The organism is Kaistia adipata DSM 17808, assembly GCF_000423225.1.
Lineage (GTDB): Bacteria > Pseudomonadota > Alphaproteobacteria > Rhizobiales > Kaistiaceae > Kaistia > Kaistia adipata.
This window is the reverse complement of record NZ_AUHO01000007.1, coordinates 521,694-543,022: the sequence shown is the minus strand read 5'-3', so window position 1 is coordinate 543,022 and position 21,329 is coordinate 521,694. Positions and strand designations below refer to the sequence as shown.

Sequence of the window (21,329 nt, the reverse complement as noted above, 5' to 3'; positions counted from 1 at the left end):
CGCCGGGGTCAGCGGCCGGTGATGGGCCGGTGATTGCCGGTCGGCGTCGGGTATTCCTCGGTCGGCTGCGCCGCGAGACCGGCGATGCGCTTCTCCAGCGCCGCCGTCGCGTCCTTGCCGGCATGAATGCGGAAGGTCGTGTCGTAGCGGCGCTCGTCGCCATGCTCGAGCCAGATCAGCTCGTTGTGCTCCTCGGCATATTTGTGCCCGAGCACATGGTTGGTCGAGGGCTCCAGGCCGATCGCGTACTGGCCGGCCTGCAGGTTCTGCCATTCGAACTGGCAGGGGAACTGGTCCTGCCGCGTCTCGACCTCGAAGGCGAGACCGAGGCGGTCATTGACCAGCGCCACCGGCACGAGACCTTTCGCGTCGGCCTTCATCTGGTGCTGCCAGACCTGCTCGTGGAAGTTCCGCTGCGGCGCCGGCATGGTGCGGTAGCCGACGCCCTGCTTGCGGTAGTCGGCGCCGGCATGCGCCGCCCAGACCACTTCCTCGATCGGTGCGACATAGCGGGCGCCCTCTTCCAGCAGCGGCGCGGCCGGATTGATGTGGTAGCAGTACATGTGCGGCGTCTTGTAGAAGCCGTGATTGACGACGCGGTCGATCAGCTTGATCTCGTTCGAGCCGACCTTGGCCTCGATGCGGCGGATCAGGTGCAGATCCTCGCCGAACACGGCCGATTGCTGGACGATGCCTTCCGCCCAGAGCGTGCACTCGTCGCCGTCCCAGGTCTCGCCATAGCCGGTCAGGCGCGCCGGGATGGTGCCGACGCGGCCATGCAGCGAATGCTTGACCGTGCCGCGCGGGCCGTAGACGTAGCTGTCGGCGGCGGCCTCGTGCATGAAGAGCACGTGATCGAGGCCGCAGGTGACGAGCAGGCCCGAGAACGATCGCAGCCAGGCCAGCCCGCCCTCGCCCTCATATTCGTGCAGGAAGGCGTTCTTGAAGCCGGCCGGCGAATGCCAGCCGATCGAGGTGCCCTGATAGTCGAGATCGGCGATATCCATCGCGCGGTCGACCAGCACGGTGAAGCGCAGGCCGGTGCCGGTGCGGAACTCGAGCATGCGGATGCCGCGCTCGACGCCGTCGCCCAACGTCGTCAGCCGGACGCCGGCGAATTGCGACAGCATTCCGGAATGTTCCGCCAGCTCGCGCCGCGAAAAGCTCCGCCCGAAGAGTTCCACCATGGTCGTGTCCTGCTTGTCTTGTCTGGTTGGGGGCGCGGATGACTCCGCGCCCAGCCTCCCCCGCGCGGGGAGAGGCGATTTTCCGCCGGCTTCAGAGGCCGTTGGCGCGCAGCTTGCCGTCGAGGAATTTCTTCGCGCGCGGCACGTCGTCCTCGGAGAGATGCTCGATGATCACCGGGATGTTCGGATGCTTTTCCGAGAGGCGCTGCAGATAGAGGTCGTAGTTGAGCGAACCGAGGCCCGGCGCCGGCAGCTCGATCTCGCCGACGCCGCGGAAGGTGTGGCTCTCGAGCGCGTCGCTGTCGCCGATGTCGGCGTGCTTCTCGCTCTTGTCGTCGCCCGAACGCTTCACATCCTTGGCATGCGCAATCCGGATCTTGTCGGAAAGCGTGTCGAAGACCTGGTTCAGGATCTGGTCCATCCGGTCGATGTTGTGCGTCTCGAAATAGTTGGTCGGGTCCATCAGCAGGCCGAGGCCGGGATGGTCGACCTGCGCGAACATCTTCACCGTCTCCTCGACCGAGCCGACGACGTTGTTGACATAGGTCTCGAGCAGGAAGACGGCGCCGTGGTCATAGGCTTCCTGCGACAGCTCCGCGATCACCTTGCGGCATTCCTCGAAGCCTTCCTCGGTCTTGTTCTTCGGATCGTGGACCCAGTCGGACTCGGTGTTGTAGGTGCCGGTCTCGGAGATGACATAGGGGCTGCCGAGATCGCGCGCGTTGCGGATGATTTCCTTCAGGTAGCCGACGCGGCGGGCGCGCTCTTCCCTGTCCGGATGGATGATGTTGGTGTAGCCGGAGATGCAGCAGATTGGCAGATTGTGGTCGCGGAACGTATCCTTGACCTGCTTCGCCTTGGCCTTGGTGATCTGGCCGGCCGAGAGGTCGATATCCTTGAAATGCAGGTCAAGCTGCACGGTGTTGAAGCCGAGCGCGCGGATCTTCTGCGCCGTTTCCTCGAGCCCGTAGGGGAAATAGCCGGTGAAAATGCCGGTCTGCATCATGATGAGTTCCTCCCTGAACTTCAGATGGCGATTTCGGAAAGCTTGACGGCGCGGCCCTCGGCCATGGAGCGGTAGCCGGCCTCGATCAGCGCCACGGTCCTGACGTTGTCGGCGACCGTGAGGGCCGGCTCGGCGCCGGTCTTCACCGCGTATTGCAGCTGCTCCATCACGCCCTTGAAGGCGTGCGGGAACCACATCGTGTCCCATTCCGGCGTCACCCACTTGCCGCCGGTCGTGCGCTTCGAGGCGTAGGTGAGCGTCGAGGCGGCGCCGGTCGGCCAGCCGATCGTGCCCTGGGCGACGCCTTCCGTGCCCTCGACCCGCCACTTGATGTAGATGTCCGAATCGAAGCCCTCCTCGCGCGGGCCGGACCAGACATCCTCCAGCGACACCGCGAAGACGCCGGACTGGAACTTGATCGTCGAGGCGGTGATGCCGTCTGTGTGCGCGAACTGGGTGCGCGGATCCGGGCGGGCGGCGGTGTAGATCTCGTCGACCTCGCCGAACAGGAAGCGAAGTACGTCGAGGTGGTGCACGCTCATATTGGCGAGCGTCAGCCGGTCATATTCCTCGAGGAAGCCCTGCCAGTGCGGGATCGCGTGCATGTCGATCGTCGCGATGACCGGCGTGCCGAGCTCACCGCGGTCGAGGATCTGCTTCAGCACGCGCATCGACTGGTCGTAGCGCATGTTCTGGTTGACGGAGAGGATCTTGCCGGCCGCCTTCGCCCCGTCGCGCAGCGCGATCGCCTCGTCGAGCGTCAGCGCCAACGGCTTCTGCGCCAGGATGCCCTTGATATGCTTCTGCTTCAGCGCGTGGCGGATCAGCGCCGGCTGCTGGTCCGGCGGGAAGGCGATGTCGAGGATCTCGACATTCGCATCCTCGATCAGCGCCTCGGGCGTGTCGTGAACGGTCGGGATCGACCAGCGCTCGGCAACCTTGGCGGCGTTCGCCTTGGTGCGCGAGGCGATCGCCACCACCGGGAACCCGGCCTCGTGATAGGCGGCGAGATGGCACTCGGCCATGATCATGCCGGCGCCGATGGCGCCGATCCTGAGATCGTTGACCCGGATTTCCGGATCGGGCGCGAAGCCCTTCGAGTCGGCCATGGTTCCTCCCTCGTTCTTGTTCGCGCGCGCCGGCCGTTAACCTCCCGTTAGCCAAACGGAAGCCGGCAGACCGTCGCCAGCGACAACCGGCCCCCTCCTCCCGGAAGAACCGCAGCCGCGACGACACGCGCTCGACGCCTCGCCGGGCGCCACGGCCAGATGATTGTTATTGATTTGTTTGGATGTCAACTGATGAACTTGACTTCAAATCCATCATTTTACATCATCACTGTGCACCGCGACGCATCGCCCCTTCCGGCCGGCGGCCCGATCGGCATAGCGTGCGGCCACTTCGACCCCGAACGACTCGGACCCATGGAATGCGGACGACACTTGTTGATATCGCCAGGGAGGCAGGGGTCTCGACCGCGACGGTCGACCGCGTGCTCAACAATCGCGAGGGCGTCCGCGAGCGGACCCGCGTCCAGGTGCTCGCCGCCGCCGCCAGCCTCGGCTATATGCCCGAGACGGCGCAGGCGACGTACCCGCCACTCGATGTCGTCGACCTCGACATCGTGCTGCCCGGCGGCACCAACACCTTCATCAACAACCTCGCCGCCCGATTCGCGGACACCGCCGCGGCGCGGCCGGACGTCAATCTGCGCATCCACTCGATCGAGGGCTTCGAGCCGGTTCTGCTCGCGGAGAAGCTCGAGGCCTTGCGTGGAGAGAGCCAGGGCGTAGCGCTGATCGGCCTCGACCACCCGGTGGTGCGCGAGGCGATCCGCGCGCTTGCCGCCGCCGACGTGCCGGTGATGACGCTGGTCTCGGACATCAGCCACGTGCCGCGCGTCGGCTATGTCGGCATCGACAACCGCGCCGCCGGCCGCCTCGCCGGCTACCTGCTCGGCCGCTTCCTGAAGGCGGAGACCGGCAAGGTGGCGCTCTTCGCCGGCTCGCTCTCCTATCGCGGCCACGAGGAGCGCGAGATGGGCTTCCGCCACATGCTGCGCGAGGACTATCCCGGCCTCTCGATCGTCGAATTGCGCGAGATCCGCGACGACACCGAGCGCGCCTACCAGGAGGCAGTGGCCCTGCTCGCCCGCCACCCCGACCTCGCCGGCATCTACAATATCGGCGCCGGAAACCGCGGCATCTCGCGGGCGCTGCTGGAAGCGGGCCGGGAGAAATCCGTCGTCTTCATCGGCCACGAGCTGACCGAGCACACGCGCCGCTTCCTGATCTCCGGCGTGATGGACGCGGCGATCGACCAGAACCCGCGCGTCGAGGCGCGCGAGGCGGTCGATAGGCTCGCCCGCGCGGCGCGCGGCGAGGAGAACCCGACCGGCCCGGCGACCCGGCTTCAGGCGATCTTCAAGGAAAACATCCCGGAAGTGTGAGGGCGCTCCGCCAATTCGAGGCAGCGTCCTTCCCCGCTGGTGCCCTCGCTCTATCACCCGTCTGTCAAAACCGTATCAGTCCGGGTGCGTTTCAGCATTGGCGCGGCGGCCGGGCAGATCCTATCCTCGCCGGCCAGATCCACCGATACGGCGCCGCCAGCGCCCCGGAATGCCCTGGGAGGCCACCATGTACCAATCTCGCTCCATGACGGCGATCGTCTGCCACGGCCCGAAGGACTATCGCGTCGAGGCGGTCGGCAAGCCGGAACCGCGCCGGCGCGAGCTGGTGCTGAAGATCGACGCCTGCGGCATCTGCGCCAGCGACTGCAAGTGCTGGTCGGGCGCCGCCATGTTCTGGGGTGGCCAGAACCCCTATGTGAAGCCGCCGGTGATCCCGGGGCATGAATTCTTCGGCCGCGTCGAGGAGATCGGCGAGGAGGCGGCGGAGCATTTCGGCGTCGAGGTCGGCGACCGCGTCATCGCCGAGCAGATCGTGCCCTGCGACAAGTGCCGCTACTGCCGTTCCGGCCAGTACTGGATGTGCGAGGTGCACAACATCTTCGGCTTCCAGCGTCAGGTCGCCGATGGCGGCATGGCCGAATACATGCGCATTCCCGAGACGGCGCGCCTGCACAAGATCCCGGAGGAAATCTCGCTCGAGGACGCGGCGATCATCGAGCCGCTCTCCTGCGCGATCCACACCGTCAACCGCGGCGACATCCAGCTCGACGACGTGGTGGTGATCGCCGGCGCCGGCCCGCTCGGCCTGTTCATGACCCAGGTCGCGCATCTGAAGACGCCGAAGAAGCTGGTCGTCGTCGACCTCGTTCCGGAACGGCTGGCGCTGGCCAAATCCTTCGGCGCCGACGTGGTGATCAACCCGCGCGAGGAGGACCCGATCGAGGTCGTGCGCGGCCTCACCGACGGCTATGGCTGCGACGTCTATATCGAGACGACCGGCGTGCCGGCCGGCGTGACGCAGGGCCTGGAAATGGTGCGCAAGCTCGGCCGCTTCGTCGAGTTCTCCGTCTTCGGCGCCGAGACGACGGCCGACTGGTCGATCATCGGCGACCGCAAGGAACTCGACATCCGCGGCGCCCATCTCGGCCCCTATTGCTACCCGATCGCCATCGACCTGCTGCAGCGCGGCCTCGTCACCTCGAAGGGCATCGTCACGCATCACTACGGCCTCAAGGACTGGACCACGGCCATCGACAAGGCCTATGGACTCGACTCGATCAAGGTGCTGCTGCGGCCGGGCTACGGCGCCGATGCCGCCGGCTGAGACGGGAGCGGGACAGTCCATATGAGCTTCTACATCGGCATCGATGTCGGCACGGGCAGCGCCCGCGCCGGCATCTTCGACGCGGACGGCGTGCTGAAGGCGGCCGCCAAGCGCGAGATCACGCTCTGGCACGAGCCGGGCGACGTCGTGGAACAATCGTCGGAGAACATCTGGCAGGCGATTGCCGCCTCCGTCCGGGAAGCGATGGCGACCGCCAGGGTCGCACCGGCGGATGTCGCCGGCATCGGCTTCGACGCCACCTGCTCGCTGGTGCTGATCGACGCCGACGACAAGCCCGTCACGGTCAGCCGCTCCGGCGACGCGAACCGCAACATCATCGTCTGGATGGACCATCGCGCCACCGAGCAGACGCGGCGGATCAACGCGACGAAACACCCGGTGCTTGCCTATGTCGGCGGCGTCATCTCGCCCGAGATGGAAACGCCGAAGCTGCTCTGGCTTTCGGAAAACCTGCCCGAAAGCTTCGCCGCGGCGAAGCACTTCTTCGATCTTTCCGACTGGCTCACCTACCGCGCCACCGGCAGCCTCGACCGCTCGGTCTGCACCGTCACCTGCAAATGGACCTATCTCGCGCATGAAAAGCGCTGGGACGAGGGCTATTTCCGCCAGATCGGCCTCGGCGCCCTCGCCGACGAGGGCTTCGCCCGCATCGGCACCAATGTCGTCGATCCCGGCACACCGCTGGGCCGCGGGCTGACGCAGGCGGCGGCCGACGAACTCGGCCTGAAGCCGGGCATCCCGGTCGGCGCGGCGCTGATCGATGCGCATGCCGGCGGCGTCGGCTCGATCGGCGCCCGCGACACGGCGAACCGGACGACCGACGCCAAGCGGCAGATGGCCTATATCTTCGGCACCTCGGCCTGCGCCATGACGACGACGGTGGAGCCGCGCTTCGTGCCCGGCGTCTGGGGCCCCTATTTCTCTGCCATGCTGCCCGGCCTCTGGCTGAACGAGGGCGGCCAGTCGGCGGCCGGCGCCGCCATCGACCATCTGGTCAGGCTGCACCCGGCCCATGCCGAGGCGACGGCGAAAGCCAAGGCCGAGGGCAAGTCGCTGCTCGCCTATCTGGAAGCGCGCGTCGGCGCGCTCGCCGCCACGCCGGAGGCGCTCGCCCGCCTCGCCGCTTCCATCCAGGTCGTGCCCGAATTCCTCGGCAACCGCTCGCCCAACGCCGATCCGGACGCGCGCGCGGTGATCGCCGGGCTCGACATGGACGAGGACATCGACAGCCTGGCCCGGCTCTATCTCGCCGGGCTCTGCGGCCTCGGCTACGGCGCCCGCCAGATCGTCGCGGCGCTGGCCGAACAGGGCGCCGAGCTCGACACCATCGTCGTTTCGGGCGGCGCCGGGCAGAGCCCGCTGGTCCGCCAGATCATGGCCGACGCCACGGGACTGACCATCGCGATCCCCGAAACCGGCGAGCCCGTGCTGCTCGGCGCCGCCATTCTCGGCGCGCTCGCCGCCGGCGCCTATCCGGACGCCGGAGCGGCGATCGACCGGATGTCGCGCCTGAGCGCCGAGCAGAAGCCGGCCGGCGGCAGGACGGCGGCGATCCACGACGTCAAATACGAGCTGTTCCTGGCCCTCCAGGCCCAGGACCGGGCGGCGCGGGAGCGACTCGCCGCCGTGCTCTGACGCCCTCCCTCTGCGGAATCGGCGGCCCGGCCGGTTCCGCGAGGGTGCGGCATCCCCGCAACGGTTTTTCAGAACTGCTTCCAAATAATCAGGAAGCAGTTGCATCCCGTCCGCGAAGCTGGGAACGAGGGAACGCTACGTCAATCCGTTGGGGGATATCATGACCAAGAAGACCTACGAGGCGCCCGTCCTCGCCAAGCGCGAGAAGCTCGACCGCATCGCCGCGGATTGTGCGGGATCGAACTGCCCGCCTCCGGGCTAGCTTGGCGGCTTGCCTAGCAACCTTCGCCAAACACTAAATCCTATCGCAATGAGAACCACATCCGGCCGCACTGAAGCGGCGGCTCCGTGGGTTGGGGGACATTTATGACCAAGAAGACCTATGAGACACCTGTGCTCGCCAAGCGCGAGAAGCTCGATCGCATCGCCGCGGTGCCCACGTCGAACTTTGGCTAAGACGCGATCGCGAGATTGTCGCCTTCGACGCAGGAAGCTGCGCGAAGGCGACCGACCAGCGTACTGAAATGACCAAGAAGACCTACGAGACACCCGCCCTCGCCAAGCGCGAGAAGCTCGACCGCATCGCCGCGGTGCCGACCAGCCAGCCAGGCGGCAAGTAAGCGCTGGCCGCCTGCGACGTTCGCGCCGGGCAGCGCCCGCGTGGTCCAGTGATCCCGAAGCCGCCTCCTGCACATGCGGGAGGCGGTTTTCTTTTGTCCGTATTCCTGCGGCCACCTCGTACGGAACGACACGGCCCTTGTTGCGGAATTGCAGCGCCGGCGGACAAATGACGTTGCGGCACGCCATCCAGCCGGCACTCCCTTGCGTCATATCCCGAAAATCGGGACAATTTTGGCGCGGGGGCTTCTGTGAGACGGGGAAATTGCATGAAGCGTGACTATGAGAAGCCGACACTGGCGAAGCGCGAACCGCTCGGCCGCATCGCGGCCCTCTGCCCAATTTCGGAATCCTGCGAGAGCTAGCCGCCGTAACCGCGAGACGGAGGGACCTGCATGAAGCGCATCTATGAAAAACCGGCGCTGGCGAAGCGCGAGCCGCTCGGCCGTATCGCCGCAATCTGTCCGACGTCGGATCCCTGCCCGAAGGGGTAGCGAGCTAGCCGTGCCGCCTGCGGACGGTCCAAGCGCTTAACGAACGCCCCGGCCATGGCCGGGGCGTTTGTCGTTTCGCGGCTCAGGCCGGCTCGAACAGGGTCTGGATCGCCATTTCCGGCACCAGCACCAAGCCCTTGTCGGTGATGCGGATTTCCGGGATGACCGAGAGCGGGATCAGGTTGAAGCCCATATAGGGAATCGAGCAGCCGGCCTTCTCCCACTCGACCTTCAAGGCCTTCGTCTCCTCGGCCACCTCGGTGACGCGCTTGTCGGAGAGGAGGCCGGCGATCGGCAGGTCGATCTTCGCCAGCACCTTGCCGTCGGCGACAACGCAGACGCCGCCCTGGGTCGCGGCGACCGTCTCCAGCGCCAGCTGCATGTCCGGCTCGTTAGTGCCGGCGACAATGATGTTGTGGCTGTCATGGCCGACCGACGAGGCGACCGCGCCGTATTTCAGCGTGAAGTTCGACAGCACGCCATGCGCGACGTTGCCCGAAGACTTGCCGTGCCGCTCGACGACGGTGACGAAGCAGAGGCCATGGCGCTCGAACAGGGTCTGCCAGTCGTTCGCCGCCTCGATCTCGATCCGCTCGTGGCCGAGCGTGATGCCGGGAAGCTCGGTGCGGATCGCGTGCAGCGTGCCGGGGCCGGAGGGAAGCTCCGGCGTCAGCTTCAGGCCCTTGGGCAGCTTGACCGTCTGATAGGCCGCCTTCGGATACTGGTAGCGATCGGAGAGCGCGGCATCGAGGAGCGGCGTGATCCTGGCCCCGTCGACGACCAGCTCGCCGCCATACCACGTCGATTGCGGGTCGAGGTCATCGCCCATCAGCACGAGGTCGGCGCGACGGCCGCCGCCGAGGCCGCCGATCTCGTTCTCCTGGCCGAAGCGGGTGGCGCCATGCAGCGAGCCCATCGACCAGGCCTGCTCCGGCGACATGCCGGCCTTGACCGCCTCGCGCACCACCCAGTCGAGGCCGAAATGCAGGAGGTCGTCGGCATCGCGATCGTCCGTGCAGACCGCGACGCGCTTGTGCGACGAACCGAGCTCGGTGATCGTCTTGATCGCTTGCGGAAGCGAATGCCACGGCGTCGTCGGCGGGCCGCCACGCAGGAACAGCCAGATGCCGGCTTCCAGCATGTCGTCGGCGATGTCGCGGTCGATCGCCTCATGCGTGTCGGTGACGCCGGACGCCGCATAGGCCGCGACGAACTCGCGACCATAGACATGGCCAGAGACCGGCCGCCCACGCGACAGCGCCGCCGCGAGGATCGCGTGGCTGCGCTCGTCGCCCATGGCGACGGGGACGAAATCCATCTTCTCGCCGAGCGCCACCGCCTCCGGCCAATTGTCGAACAAAGCCGCGATCTTGTCCGGCGTCAGGTCGCCGCCGGCCGTCTCGAGCTCCGGCGAGGTGGCCGGCACGGTGGACGGCACGGTGAGGAAGATCGAGAGCGGCGCGACGCGCGCATCCTCCAGCATCGCCTCGACGCCGGCGACGTCCATGACGTTGCCGATCTCGTGGCTGTCGCAGAAGATCGTCGTCGTGCCGTTCAGCAGCGCGGCCTCGGCATAGGCGCAGGCGGTCACCATCGAGGATTCGATGTGGATGTGCGGATCGACGAGGCCCGGCGCGATAATCCCGCCTTTGGCGTCGTAGATCGCCCTGGCGCCGCCCCTGTGCGTGCCGGAGGGCTTTACCGCCGCGATGCGGCCGCCCGCAATCCAGATCTCGCGCTCGGGCAGGATGCGCTCCGAATAGGTCGAGAGGACGCGCGCCCCCTTGATCACGAGATCGGGCGCGGCGCGGCCGGAGGCGACGTCGGCGAGGCGGCGGGTCATGGTCGCGAGCGGCGCGACGGAGAAGCGGGTGAGCCTGGTCATGCGAATCCTGCGAGACGTGCCAAATCGATCCCGGAATATTCGTCGCGATCGCCGGCAAAGTCACGCGGCGCGCCCGCGGCTGCAAAAGCGCGTCGCGACCGCCAGGGACGGCAGGCGACGGGACACGCGGCGAACCCTGCGCCCGAACCCGGCGCGATCGCGGCCCGCCGTCGCGCTCCATGACGAATTCATGACAAGCCGCAACAAACGACCTCGGATCCCGCTTGAATTGGAACCCGTTTTCTTTATGCCGGATTGCGGGGCGCTAGCTTGGCTGCGAATTGCTGCGGCCGGCTCCGGACCATCGGATCGGGGCGCGGCGGGACGACATCGGGGACTACGGGGCTATCATGATGGGCAAGAAGCTTCTTTCGCTGGCGCTCGCCGCCGGCCTTACCGCGCTCGCTTCGGGCGCTTACGCCGAGGGCATCGCCGGCGCGCCGGCGCCGTTCGACAAGGGCGGCGTCAAGATCGCCGTCATCTCCTTCCTCGGCGCGGGCGACTGGCTGCAGGTCTTCGAGGCCGGCGTGAAGCGCCAGGCCGAGGCGCTCGGCATCGACGCGAACATCTCGCAGGCGCGCAACGACATCAACGCCCAGCGCGAGCTGATCCAGCAGGCGGTCAATCTCGGCGTCAAGGGCATCGTCATCAACAACGGTCAGCCGGAAGCGCTGAAGGACGTCGCCCAGGCGGCCCTCGACGCCGGCATCCCGGTCGTCGCCTATGACGTCAACCTGGACAACGCCAAGATCCCGCAGATCGAGCAGTCCGACGCCGACATGGCGCGCCTCGTGCTGGAGCAGGCGGTCAAGGAACAGGGCGAGACCTTCGACGGCGGCGCCGTCTACGTCGCCGGCTTCGCGCCGCTCGACCGCCGCTATGCCGTCTGGAAGGAATTCGGCCAGAAATTTCCGGGCATCAAGGAAGTCGCGACCTGGGGCGTCGTCAACGACAGCGTCCCGGCCTCCGTCGCCGACCAGACCAAGGCCGTGCTCGCCGCCAACCCGACGCTCTCCGTCGTCTTCACCCCCTGGGACGAGTTCGCCCGCGGCGTGAAGCTCGCGATCGACGAGGCCGGCGTCGCCGACAAGGTCAAGATCTACGGCGTCGACATCTCGACCTCGGACATCCAGGCCATGCTCGAGCCGAACAGCCCCTGGGTCGCCACCGCCGCCACCAACCCGGCCGTCGTCGGCGAGGTCTCGGTCCGCGCGCTGGCGCAGCTGATCGCCGGCCAGGATCCCGGCCGCTCGGTGCTGATCCAGCCGACGCTCGTCACCAAGAAGGACCTCGTCGACAACAACATCAAGACGATCGAGGAACTGCAGGACAAGTTCCCGGCCTTCAAGGACAGCGACGCCGCCAAGGCCGACTGGATCCCGACCGCGAAGTAAGGGGCCTCACTCCCTCTCCCGCGCCAGTGGGAGAGGGTTGCTCGACACCCACAATGCAGTCCCCCGGCCCCATCATCCTGAGGAGGCTTGCGACAGCAAGCCGTCTCGAAGGACGCAAGGCCCCGGGGCAGCCGTCGGACGACACTGCGTGCTTCGAGACGGCCCTACGGGCCTCCTCAGCATGTTGACGACGGTGCCGTGCGGAGTTCTCCCGACGGCGAGCCACGAATATCGAATTGCCGGGCCTCTCGCCCGGCAACGGCATGACCGACAAGCAGAAAAGCCATCGACGCCATGACGCTGCCGAAGCCCGACTATGCCAAGAACATCCGCCTGATCGGCCATTCCGACCAGGGCGGGCGGCCGGACGCGCTGCAGGTGATGGTGCATCGCGGTTACGCCTATGTCGCGCATCCCTGGTCGCAGGGTTTTTCCATCATCGACGTGCGCGATCCGAAGAACCCCGGCGAGACCGTCTTCGTGCCGGCGCCGCCGAACACCTGGACGATCCACCTGCAGACGCATGACGATCTGCTGCTCGTCATCCATGCGCGCGATCTCTTCGCCGACGCCGCCTTCGCCGTCGACGAGAAGGTCTACTACACCAAGTCGGTCGGCGAGACGGTCGGCACGGCCTCCAGCGCGAAGACGTCGCGAAACTGGTCGGCCGGCATGGCGATCTACGACATCGCGAACCCGACGGCGCCGCGCCAGATCGGCTTTTTCCCGGTCGAGGGCGTCGGCATCCACCGCATCTGGTATGTCGGCGGCCGCTACGCCTATGTCTCGGCGCTGCTCGACGGCTACAGCGACTACATCTTCCTGATCGTCGACCTCCAGGATCCGACCAGGCCGGTCGAGGCCGGCCGCTGGTGGATCTCCGGCATGCATCTCGCCGGCGGCGAGCAGCCGACATGGGGCGAAGGCCGGCGCTACGCGCTGCATCACGGGCTGGTCGAGGGCGACACCGCCTATGCCTGCTGGCGCGACGGCGGCCTCACCATCCTCGACATCGCCGACAAGTCGGCGCCGAAGCTGATCACGCACAAGAACTGGTCACCGCCCTTCGGCGGCGGCACGCATTCCGCCCTGCCGCTGCCGAAGCGCGACCTCCTCGTCGTCGCCGACGAGGCCGTGCTCGACCACGAGGAAGACGGCCGCAAGCACACCTGGATCTTCGACATCCGCGATCACGCGAACCCGATTTCGATATCCACGCTGCCGACGCCTTCCGAGACCGACTACACCGCCAAGGGCGGCCATTTCGGCCCGCATAATCTGCACGAGAACCGGCCGGGCAGCTTCGTCTCCGACACGCTCATCTTCGCCACCTACCAGAACGCCGGCGTGCGCGTGTTCGACATCTCGAACCCGTTCGAGCCGAAGGAGACCGGCGCGCTGGTGCCGGCGGCGCCCGAGCGCATGGTCGACAAGCGCGGCAATCGCCCGCGCGTGATCCAGTCGGCAGACCTCTTCGTCGACGCCAACGGCATCATCTACTCGACCGATTACAATGCCGGCCTCGCCATCATGGAGTATGAGGGGTGAGCCGAGCCTAGGCGCGGCACCTTCCTCCCCCTCCCCCTTGCGGGGAGGGAGTTTGACCGAGATACCGTACTGTCTTTCACCTCTCCCTGAGGGAGAGGTCGACGGCGAAGCCGGCGGGTGAGGGTTTACGCCCTCTCCGGAAACACCGTAAACCCTCACCCGGCCCTGCGGGCCGACCTCTCCCTCAGGGAGAGGTAAGGAAACAGCCCGGAACCCGATAACACCGTGTCCACCTCCCCCGCCCCCATCGCCGTCTCCGTCACGGGAATTGAAAAATCCTTCGGTCCGACGCGGGCGCTCGCCGGCGCCGATCTCGAGGTTGGGGCTGGCGAGATCGTGGCGCTGATGGGGGCGAACGGCGCCGGCAAGTCGACGCTGGTCAAGATCCTTTCCGGCTCGATCACCGCCGACAGCGGCACCATCCTGCTGAACGGCAAGGCCGTCTCGTTCTCGTCGCCCAGCGAAGCCCAAGCGGCCGGCGTCGCCACCGTGCACCAGGCGACCGACCAGGCCGGCGCGGCGGGGCTGACGGTCGCCGAGAACCTGACCCTGAACGAGCTCTGCGGCACCGGCAGCTTCTTCGTCTCGCCGCGCTCCACCCGCAAGCGCGCGAGAGAAATCGCGGCGCTGATCGACCTCGATTTGCCGCTCGACCGCGACTTCATCGATCTCCGGCCGGCCGAACGCCAACTGATCGCGATCGCCCGCGCCGTCGCGGCGAAGGCGTCGGTGCTGATCCTCGACGAGCCGACCTCGAGCCTCTCGGCAACGGAAGCCGAGCGGCTTTTTGCCGTGCTGCGCCGGCTGAAGGAAAGCGGCATCGCCATCCTCTACATCTCGCACCGGACCGGCGATCTCGCCGCGATCGCCGACCGCGCCGTCGTGCTGCGCGGCGGCAAGGTCGTCGCCTCCTTCGCCAAGCCGATCGATTTCTCCGCCGCAATCGCCGCCATGATCGGCCGCACGCTCGACGCCGGCGCGCATGCCGGCACGGTCTCGACTGCGCCCGTCCTCGCCGCAGTGCGCGGCGCGCGGCTGATCCCCGGCGCGCGGCCCTTCGACCTCGATCTCCGCTCCGGCGAGGTCGTCGCCATCACCGGCACGCTCGGCTCGGGCAAGAGCCGACTGTTACGGGCCCTGTTCGGGCTGGAACAGCTCGTCGAGGGCTCGTTCACGCTCGACGGCGAGCCCTGGCTCTCGAACGGGCCGGCGCGCTCGATCGAGAACGGCGTGTTCATGGTGGCGGAGGATCGCTGGGCGTCGTCGCTGCTGCCACCCGAGATCCCCGGCGCCTCGATCGCCGGCACCATCGCGCTGCCGCATCTGCCGCGCTGGTTCCCGCTCGGCCTGCTGCGCGAGACACGCGAGCGGCTGGTTGCCTCGGAGGCGATCAGCCGGCTCGGCATCAAGGCACGCGGGCCCGACGACACGCTCGACCAGCTTTCCGGCGGCAACCAGCAGAAGGTCGTCTTGGCGCGCTGGCAGGCGGCGCCCTGCCGGCTGCTGCTGCTCGACGAACCGTTCCAGGGCGTCGATGTCGGCGCCCGCGCCGATCTGATCGCCGCGATCCGCAACAGCCAGTCCGGCTCGGCGACGCTGATCGCCACCAGCGACACCGAAGAAGCGCTCGAGGTTGCCGACCGCATCCTCGTCATGCGCGACCATTCACTCTACGAGGCCGACGGCAGCCAGGAGGGCGGCCTCGCCGCCGTCATCGGCAGCGTCGAAAGCGCCGAGACCCGGGCCGACGGCACAGGACCAGCATCATGACCGACCACGCAGCCTCCCCGTCGAAGCCGGCCTCGACCTTCGCCGAAACCGCGCGCAAATATGCGCTCTTCGTCCTGCTGGCGCTGATGCTGGTCGGCTTCTGGTCGGCCCAGCCCGCCTTCATCAACTCGGCCAACCTGTTCTCGATCCTGCAGGCGGTCTCGGTCGTCGCCATCCTCGGCGTCGGCGTCTCGATCACCATGTCGGCCGGCGGCTTCGACCTCTCGGTCGGCAGCGTCGCCGCCTCCTCGGTGATGGCGGCGAGCTACGCCATGGTCGTGCTGCAGATGAACGCCGCCGAGACCTTAGCGCTGGTGCTGCTGATGGGCGCGATGATCGGCCTTGTAAACGGCCTGCTGATCGTGCGCGTCGGCGTGCCGGACCTTCTGGCGACGCTCTCGACCATGTTCCTGCTCGCCGGATTGCAGCTGATCCCGACCGGCGGCCGCTCGATCACCGCCGGCATGATGCTGCCGAACGGCACCACGGCGGCCGGCGCCTATGACCCGGCCTTTCTCATTCTCGGTCGCGGGCGGCTGTTCGACACGGTGCCCTACCCCGTCATCGTCATGGCCGTCGTCGCCCTCCTGGCCTGGTTCCTGATGGAACGCACGCGCTGGGGCCGCGTGTTCTACGCGATCGGCGGCAATGAGACGGCGGCGCATCTCGCCGGCGCGCCGACCAAGGCGTATCGCCTCTGGGCCTATGTCCTCTCCGGCACGCTCGCCTCGCTCGGCGGACTGATCGTCGCTTCGCGCGTCGGCCGCGGCGACGTCTCGGCCGGCAATTCGCTGCTGCTCGATTCCGTCGCCGCCGCGCTGATCGGTTTCGCCGTGCTCGACAAACGCCGCCCGCATGTGCTCGGCACGGTGCTCGGCGCCATCTTCGTCGGCGTGCTGCTGAACGGCCTCACCATGCTGAACGCGCCCTATTACACGCAGGATTTCGTCAAGGGCGTCGTCCTCGTCGGCGCGCTGGCGCTGACCTTCGGGTTGGGCAAGAAGAAGCGGTAGCGCTCCCTGGCCGCGCGGGCCTCGCCCGGCCGGGAAGACCGCGCGGGTTGCGAGCTTGTTGCGCGCAATCTTGAAGCGTATTGAATGACGGGGGCATGGACCGGTCGCTGCATGGGGCGTTCCGCAATTGATCATCGTCACGGCGAGCGACCACCATTTCGTGCCGGGCCTGCTGGTGCTGCTCTATTCGGCCTGGCTCAACAACCGGACGGCGCGCCTCCACGTCATCGACGCGGGGCTTGGGACCGACGGAACAGATAGGGTGACGTCGCTCTGCGCGCGACACGGCATCGATTGCCGCATCCTGCGCGCCGACGCGGACGCGCTCGCGCGGCTGCCGAACCCGGGACACCTGACGCCGGCGACCTATGCCCGGCTGTTCCTCCCGGACCTGCTGCCCGAGCACGACAGGGCGATCTACATCGACAGCGACGCGCTCGTGATCGCCGATCTCGAACCGCTCTGGCGGATGGAACTCGGCGACGAGTTGGTGGCGGGCGTGGTCGATTCCGAAATGCGGCCGGTATCGCTCGGAAAGTTCGGCGTGCCGGCGGGCCAGTACATCAATGCCGGCGTGCTGCTGATGAACCTGGAGCGCTGGCGAGAGGAGCGGATCGGCCCGCGCTGCGTCGACCAGCTGATGCGTCATCCCGAGCTCGAGCACGCCGACCAGACGGCGATCAACATCGTCGCGAAGGGCCGCATCCGCCATCTCGACCGGTGCTTCAACTTCTTCGCGGCGAAGCCCTTGCCCAAGGAAGGGATGGATCCCCGGATCCTGCATTTTGCCGGCCCCGACAAGCCATGGATCCGGGCCGGGCTGCTGCTGGGCGCGATCTTCGACGCCTATGGCAGGGCAGCCGGCGCCGGAATTTCGGCGCCCGAGCGGGCCTGGAGCGCACGCTCGCTGCGCAAGACGGCCCTCGGCCTGCTGACGCTCAGGCCGAAATACTGGCGCCCACTGCTGCGGCGGGCGGAACGGCGCCCCTTCGTCCGGCGGCAGGTCCGCGCCCTCGCCACCAAGGCCACGGCTGCCGGACTATCCGGATCGGCCTGACGCCGTCAGATCGCCCGAGCCGCCGCGACGATGTCTTCCGGCGTGCGGAAACTGCGCGGCTCGAGCAGGAAGGTGCGGGCGAGCCGCGCCGCCTTCGTCTCCAGCGGTGCCCGGCGCGCGGGATCGGCGATCCTCTCGAAATCGGCATTGTGGGCGAAGCCGAGGATGCGGCGGATGGTCTTCACGCCGGCATAGCCGACCGCGTCGGCGAAGATCCCGTCGAGGAAGGCCTCGCGCCGGGCGACAAGCGCCGCCGCGTCGGCGGGATTGGCGAACATCGTGCCGGGATAAGCGTCGCCGCGCGCGCTCGTCTCCCAGAGGGACAGGAAGCGCGTCTTGAAGGTGTTCCAGAACACCGGCACCTGGTCGAGCACCCAGTCGGCCTGATCGCGGCGGTCATCGGCCGCCGTCGCATGGCCGGGCTGCGCCAGATAGTTCATCACCAGATTCGCCAGGAAGGCGCCGACGTCGAAGCCGATCGGCCCGACGAAGGAGAATTCCGGATCCATGACCCGCGTGTCCGTCTCCGTCACCATCACCGAGCCGGTGTGCAGATCGCCGTGGATCAGCGCCTGGCCGCTGGTCAGGAAGCGCCAGCCGAAATCGGCGACGGCGCCCTTGAGCGCGGCATCGGCGCGAAAATCGCGCGCCAGCCCGTCGAGCTCCGGGCTGGTCCAGCGGTTACGCGGGGATTCGCTCAGCGGATCGGAGAACACGACCTCGGCGGTGATGCGGATCAGCGAGGTGTTCCTGGCGAAACTCGCCGTCCACTCCGCCTTCTCCTCGATCGTCGCGCCGAGATCGGAGGTGGCGAAGGTCGAGCGCGCGGCGAACTCGCCGACATGTTTCGCGACGTTCGGATAGCGTCGGCCCTCGATCAGGCCACGGCGCAGGATGATATGCGGCGACAGCTTCTCCATGACGAAGGCGTAGAGCAGCGGGTCGTAGTGGTAGAAGCGCGGCGCCAGTCCTTCGACATGCGGGCCGACCGCCCGGTAGTAGGACTGCTCGAAATAGGCGCGGTCGAGCGGCAGCGGCCAGCTCTCGCCGGCGGCGCGCACATAGGGAAGCGACTGCTTCACGCAGACCGAGCCGTCCGGTCCGTCGACGAGGAAGACGAGGTTCAGATTGCCGTCGCCGACCTCCTCGACCGTCCAGGCCTCCGGCTTGCCGCCGAGCTTGGCGCGCATGTCCGGCAGGCCGTTCAAGAAGTCGCGGACCGAATGATTGTCGAGGGCGTGATAGCCGGCGGGAACAGCGAGGGACATGGAACTCTCTTCAACTCGTGGCGGGATGACCGGCGCGCCGATCGCCGACCTCCGCGGCCGCCATCACGACGAAAGCGGCCCTAGGGGCCGCTTTCCGGATCTGGCTGCGCAGAGGCGGGATGCTCATACGTCGTCCGTCCCTCGACTACTGCGTCGCGGGGATCCAGCTGGCGGTCGCCGCGTCGCTCTTGCCGAAGGCCGGCAGCTTCACGTTGAGATCCTCGACCGTCTTGATCCCGTTGTCGCGCAGATCCTTTTGCGTGATCAGGACCGGCTTCACAACGATATTGTGGCCCGGATCCTCGCCGGCGATCAACTTGGCGACGGCGCGCACGGAGACCTCGCCGACGACGGCGGGATTGGTGGCGACGGTGGCGACCCACGGGCTGCCCTCGGCGGCGATCTCGGTGATGTCGGCGGTCGACACGTCGGCCGAGTAGATCTTCACCTTGTCGGAGATGCCGAGTTCGTCGGTGGCGAGCTTCACGCCGCGGGCGAACTCGTCATAGGGCGCGAAGACGACGGTGATGTCGGGATTGGCCTGGAAGGCGGCCTTGGTCTGGTCGGCGGTCGACGCGGCGGTGGTGTCGTTCACCGCGCCCCAGCGGGCCTTCTCGACGATGCCCGGATGGGCCTTCTTCGTCTCGTCCCAGACCTCGTTGCGGCGATCGAGCGGCGCGAAGCCGGCGACATAGACATAGCCGGCGTTGAACGCCTCGCCATTGTCGGCGATCGCCTGCGCGAGCGCGGTCTTGGCCAGCTCGTGGTCCGACTGCTCGACCTGCGGGATGGCGGGATTGGCGAGGTCGACGTCGAAGGCGACGACCTTGATGCCGGCGTCGAGCGCCTTCTGCGCGACGTCCTTCAGCGCTTCCGGCTGGCCATGGTCGATGATGATGCCCTGGACGCCGAGATTGATCGCCTGTTCGACCTGCTCGCGCTGCTGGGCGGCGTCCTGGCGACCGGGGAAGATCTGCAGGTCGATGCCGAGGGCCTTCGCCTGCTTCTCGGCGCCGGCCTGGTAGGACTGGAAGAAGTCGCCGGCCGAGATGAAGGTGACCAGCGCCACCTTGACGCCGCCCTTGTCGAAGGGCGCGGGCGCTCCGGCGATGCCCTCGCCATAGGCGGGCGCGCCGATGAGGCTGCCGGCGATCAGTCCCGCGCCGGCCAGACCGAGTGCGAAACGCTTCATGCTTGTCTCTCCCCAAAGCCGTCCCGAAGAGGCCGCGACCCGAAATCGCGCTGCAATTCGACGGCGAAGCTGCAATATAATTCTGATAGCGCGGGCATCGACGGCGGCGGAACGAAGGATTTTCTCTTTCTTTCGACCGGATTGGGAAATTTGATCTACCCCCTACGCGTGCGCGCGGTTTAGCTGATGTGACGGCGGCCGGGACAAGCTCCCCGGGCCGCCAAGTTGGATGGAGGCGCGGTTGGCGCAGACGATTTCCCTGAAGAGCGGCGCCGACGCGGCCGACGAAGCGACGGCCAAGGCGGTCGCCGGCGTGATCGCCGCCGGCCGGGCCGCGGCGGAGCGGCACTGGGTGCCGGCGACGTCCGGCAATTTCTCCGTCCGCATCGACGCCGATACCATCGCCATCACCCGCTCGGGCGTCGACAAGGGCAACCTCGCCGCGTCCGACATCCTGATCCAGCCGCTCGGCGAACCGCTGCTGCCCGGCTCCTCGGCCGAGGCGGAGCTGCACACCGCGCTCTATCGCGAGCGGCCCGAGCTCGGCGCCATCTTCCACGCCCACAGCCCGGCCGCGACCGTGCTGTCGCGCCTCGCGCTCGCCGCGGGCACGCTGACGCTGACCGGCTGGGAGCTGCAGAAGGCGCTCGCCGGCGTGCGCACGCACGAGGCCATTGTCGAAGTCCCCGTCTTCGCCAATGATCAGGACATTCCCGCCCTCTCGAAGCGGGTCGAGGCGCGCCTGGCGCAGCCGACGACCGCCTCGGGGGCGATCCCCGCGCCCGGCTATCTCTTGGCCGGACACGGCGTCTATGCATGGGGCGCCACCGAAGGCGATGCCGCCCGTCATCTCGAAGCGCTCGAAACGCTGTTCGAATTCGAGCTTTCCTACAGGAGGTTCACGCCGTGACCACGCTGACCATCTACCCGGACAAGGATCCGGCCAACCCCGTCGTCGTCACCTCGGACCCGGCCGAGATCGCCGCCGAGCTGAACAAGGTCGGCGTGCTGTTCGAGCGCTGGAAGGCCGGCGCCGATCTCGCCCCGGACGCCAGCCACGAGGACATCCTGGCCGCCTACAAGGCCGAGGTCGACCGGCTCTCCGCCGCCGAGGGCTACCAGACCATCGACGTGATGAAGATCACGCCGGACAACCCGAACAAGCAGGCGATCCGCACCAAGTTCCTCGACGAGCACACGCATGACGAGGACGAGGTCCGCTTCTTCGTCGAGGGCTCGGGCGCGTTCTACCTGCATCTCGGCGACAAGGTCTATCGCGTCGTCTGCACCCGCGACGACCTGCTCTCGGTGCCGGCCGGCACGCTGCACTGGTTCGACATGGGCCCGGAGCCGAGCTTCACCTGCATCCGCCTGTTCATCTCGCCGGATGGCTGGGTCGCCAACTTCACCGGCGACAAGATCGCCTCGACCATCCCCGCCTTCGGCGAGGGCGTGGCCGCCTGAGGCAGCCCGCATAGCGCTTCCACGGGCCCTCGCCGCGACGCGG

16 protein-coding genes are annotated in these 21,329 nt (G+C 67.6%); 10 read left to right on the top strand and 6 right to left on the bottom strand.

Translation table 11 applies throughout. The features are described from left to right. Positions 1 to 8 precede the first annotated feature (8 nt). The 3 genes from G539_RS0107475 to G539_RS0107465 all read right to left on the bottom strand — a co-directional run bounded on the left by G539_RS0107475 (position 9) and on the right by G539_RS0107465 (position 3,302). Positions 9 to 1,187, bottom strand: coding sequence for an aldose 1-epimerase family protein (locus G539_RS0107475; RefSeq protein WP_029074636.1), 1,179 nt, complete (start codon positions 1,185 to 1,187; stop codon positions 9 to 11). A 91-nt stretch (positions 1,188 to 1,278) separates the two neighbouring features. Continuing rightward, positions 1,279 to 2,193, bottom strand: coding sequence for a sugar phosphate isomerase/epimerase family protein (locus tag G539_RS0107470; RefSeq protein WP_029074635.1), 915 nt, complete (start codon positions 2,191 to 2,193; stop codon positions 1,279 to 1,281). Between the two features lie 20 nt (positions 2,194 to 2,213). Further along, on the bottom strand, positions 2,214 to 3,302 hold the full coding sequence (locus tag G539_RS0107465) for a Gfo/Idh/MocA family protein (RefSeq protein ID WP_029074634.1): 1,089 nt from the start codon (positions 3,300 to 3,302) through the stop codon (positions 2,214 to 2,216). 320 nt (positions 3,303 to 3,622) lie between these two features. On the opposite strand from G539_RS0107465, the gene G539_RS0107460 reads away from it, so the two are divergent. From G539_RS0107460 to G539_RS0107450, 3 genes are all read left to right on the top strand, one after another. Continuing rightward, positions 3,623 to 4,642, top strand: a complete 1,020-nt coding sequence (locus G539_RS0107460) for a LacI family DNA-binding transcriptional regulator (protein ID WP_029074633.1) — start codon at positions 3,623 to 3,625, stop codon at positions 4,640 to 4,642. 187 nt (positions 4,643 to 4,829) lie between these two features. After that, positions 4,830 to 5,927 carry an alcohol dehydrogenase catalytic domain-containing protein gene (locus G539_RS0107455; protein ID WP_029074632.1) on the top strand — a complete coding sequence of 366 codons (1,098 nt, stop codon included), beginning with the start codon at positions 4,830 to 4,832 and terminating at the stop codon, positions 5,925 to 5,927. Positions 5,928 to 5,948: 21 nt separating this feature from the next. After that, complete coding sequence (locus G539_RS0107450) at positions 5,949 to 7,583, top strand: FGGY-family carbohydrate kinase (protein WP_029074631.1); 1,635 nt, start codon at positions 5,949 to 5,951, stop codon at positions 7,581 to 7,583. Positions 7,584 to 8,777: 1,194 nt separating this feature from the next. On the opposite strand, the gene G539_RS0107425 is transcribed toward G539_RS0107450, so the two are convergent. Beyond that, complete coding sequence (locus tag G539_RS0107425; RefSeq protein ID WP_029074630.1) at positions 8,778 to 10,580, bottom strand: adenine deaminase; 1,803 nt, start codon at positions 10,578 to 10,580, stop codon at positions 8,778 to 8,780. Positions 10,581 to 10,933: 353 nt separating this feature from the next. Here G539_RS0107425 and G539_RS0107420 point away from each other — a divergent pair, with 353 nt between their 5' ends. The 5 genes from G539_RS0107420 to G539_RS26120 all read left to right on the top strand — a co-directional run bounded on the left by G539_RS0107420 (position 10,934) and on the right by G539_RS26120 (position 17,362). Then, on the top strand, positions 10,934 to 11,974 hold the full coding sequence (locus tag G539_RS0107420) for a substrate-binding domain-containing protein (protein WP_029074629.1): 1,041 nt from the start codon (positions 10,934 to 10,936) through the stop codon (positions 11,972 to 11,974). Between the two features lie 294 nt (positions 11,975 to 12,268). Continuing rightward, on the top strand, positions 12,269 to 13,522 hold the full coding sequence (locus G539_RS0107415) for an LVIVD repeat-containing protein (RefSeq protein ID WP_035830535.1): 1,254 nt from the start codon (positions 12,269 to 12,271) through the stop codon (positions 13,520 to 13,522). Between the two features lie 225 nt (positions 13,523 to 13,747). Then, positions 13,748 to 15,292 (top strand): sugar ABC transporter ATP-binding protein, encoded by a 1,545-nt coding sequence (locus G539_RS0107410; protein ID WP_029074627.1) that lies wholly within the window; start codon positions 13,748 to 13,750, stop codon positions 15,290 to 15,292. Continuing rightward, entirely contained in the window at positions 15,289 to 16,305 is a 1,017-nt protein-coding gene (locus G539_RS0107405) for an ABC transporter permease (protein WP_029074626.1), read from the top strand. The genes G539_RS0107410 and G539_RS0107405 overlap by 4 nt, the downstream gene beginning before the upstream one ends. A gap of 127 nt (positions 16,306 to 16,432) precedes the next feature. Then, positions 16,433 to 17,362, top strand: coding sequence for a glycosyltransferase family 8 protein (locus tag G539_RS26120; protein WP_051231179.1), 930 nt, complete (start codon positions 16,433 to 16,435; stop codon positions 17,360 to 17,362). A 5-nt stretch (positions 17,363 to 17,367) separates the two neighbouring features. Here the strand turns inward: G539_RS26120 and mtnK are convergent, their stop codons facing one another. After that, on the bottom strand, positions 17,368 to 18,630 hold the full coding sequence (mtnK, locus tag G539_RS0107395) for an S-methyl-5-thioribose kinase (protein ID WP_029074625.1): 1,263 nt from the start codon (positions 18,628 to 18,630) through the stop codon (positions 17,368 to 17,370). Positions 18,631 to 18,775: 145 nt separating this feature from the next. Then, on the bottom strand, positions 18,776 to 19,822 hold the full coding sequence (locus G539_RS0107390; protein WP_029074624.1) for a substrate-binding domain-containing protein: 1,047 nt from the start codon (positions 19,820 to 19,822) through the stop codon (positions 18,776 to 18,778). A gap of 241 nt (positions 19,823 to 20,063) precedes the next feature. Between G539_RS0107390 and mtnB the strand changes: the two genes are divergently transcribed. Together mtnB and G539_RS0107380 are read left to right on the top strand one after the other, a co-directional pair. After that, on the top strand, positions 20,064 to 20,732 hold the full coding sequence (mtnB, locus tag G539_RS0107385) for a methylthioribulose 1-phosphate dehydratase (protein WP_210162794.1): 669 nt from the start codon (positions 20,064 to 20,066) through the stop codon (positions 20,730 to 20,732). Continuing rightward, complete coding sequence (locus G539_RS0107380) at positions 20,729 to 21,286, top strand: 1,2-dihydroxy-3-keto-5-methylthiopentene dioxygenase (RefSeq protein WP_029074622.1); 558 nt, start codon at positions 20,729 to 20,731, stop codon at positions 21,284 to 21,286. Before mtnB ends, G539_RS0107380 begins: the two co-directional genes overlap by 4 nt. The last annotated feature ends 43 nt before the right edge of the window (positions 21,287 to 21,329 follow it).

What these genes read in the sequence shown, in the direction of transcription:
- G539_RS0107475 (WP_029074636.1), bottom strand. Translation starts at nt 1,187, where the DNA reads ATGGTGGAACTCTTCGGGCGGAGCTTTTCGCGGCGCGAGCTGGCGGAA.
- G539_RS0107470 (WP_029074635.1), bottom strand. Translation starts at nt 2,193, where the DNA reads ATGATGCAGACCGGCATTTTCACCGGCTATTTCCCCTACGGGCTCGAG.
- G539_RS0107465 (WP_029074634.1), bottom strand. Translation starts at nt 3,302, where the DNA reads ATGGCCGACTCGAAGGGCTTCGCGCCCGATCCGGAAATCCGGGTCAAC.
- G539_RS0107460 (WP_029074633.1), top strand. Translation starts at nt 3,623, where the DNA reads ATGCGGACGACACTTGTTGATATCGCCAGGGAGGCAGGGGTCTCGACC.
- G539_RS0107455 (WP_029074632.1), top strand. Translation starts at nt 4,830, where the DNA reads ATGTACCAATCTCGCTCCATGACGGCGATCGTCTGCCACGGCCCGAAG.
- G539_RS0107450 (WP_029074631.1), top strand. Translation starts at nt 5,949, where the DNA reads ATGAGCTTCTACATCGGCATCGATGTCGGCACGGGCAGCGCCCGCGCC.
- G539_RS0107425 (WP_029074630.1), bottom strand. Translation starts at nt 10,580, where the DNA reads ATGACCAGGCTCACCCGCTTCTCCGTCGCGCCGCTCGCGACCATGACC.
- G539_RS0107420 (WP_029074629.1), top strand. Translation starts at nt 10,934, where the DNA reads ATGGGCAAGAAGCTTCTTTCGCTGGCGCTCGCCGCCGGCCTTACCGCG.
- G539_RS0107415 (WP_035830535.1), top strand. Translation starts at nt 12,269, where the DNA reads ATGACGCTGCCGAAGCCCGACTATGCCAAGAACATCCGCCTGATCGGC.
- G539_RS0107405 (WP_029074626.1), top strand. Translation starts at nt 15,289, where the DNA reads ATGACCGACCACGCAGCCTCCCCGTCGAAGCCGGCCTCGACCTTCGCC.
- mtnK (WP_029074625.1), bottom strand. Translation starts at nt 18,630, where the DNA reads ATGTCCCTCGCTGTTCCCGCCGGCTATCACGCCCTCGACAATCATTCG.
- G539_RS0107390 (WP_029074624.1), bottom strand. Translation starts at nt 19,822, where the DNA reads ATGAAGCGTTTCGCACTCGGTCTGGCCGGCGCGGGACTGATCGCCGGC.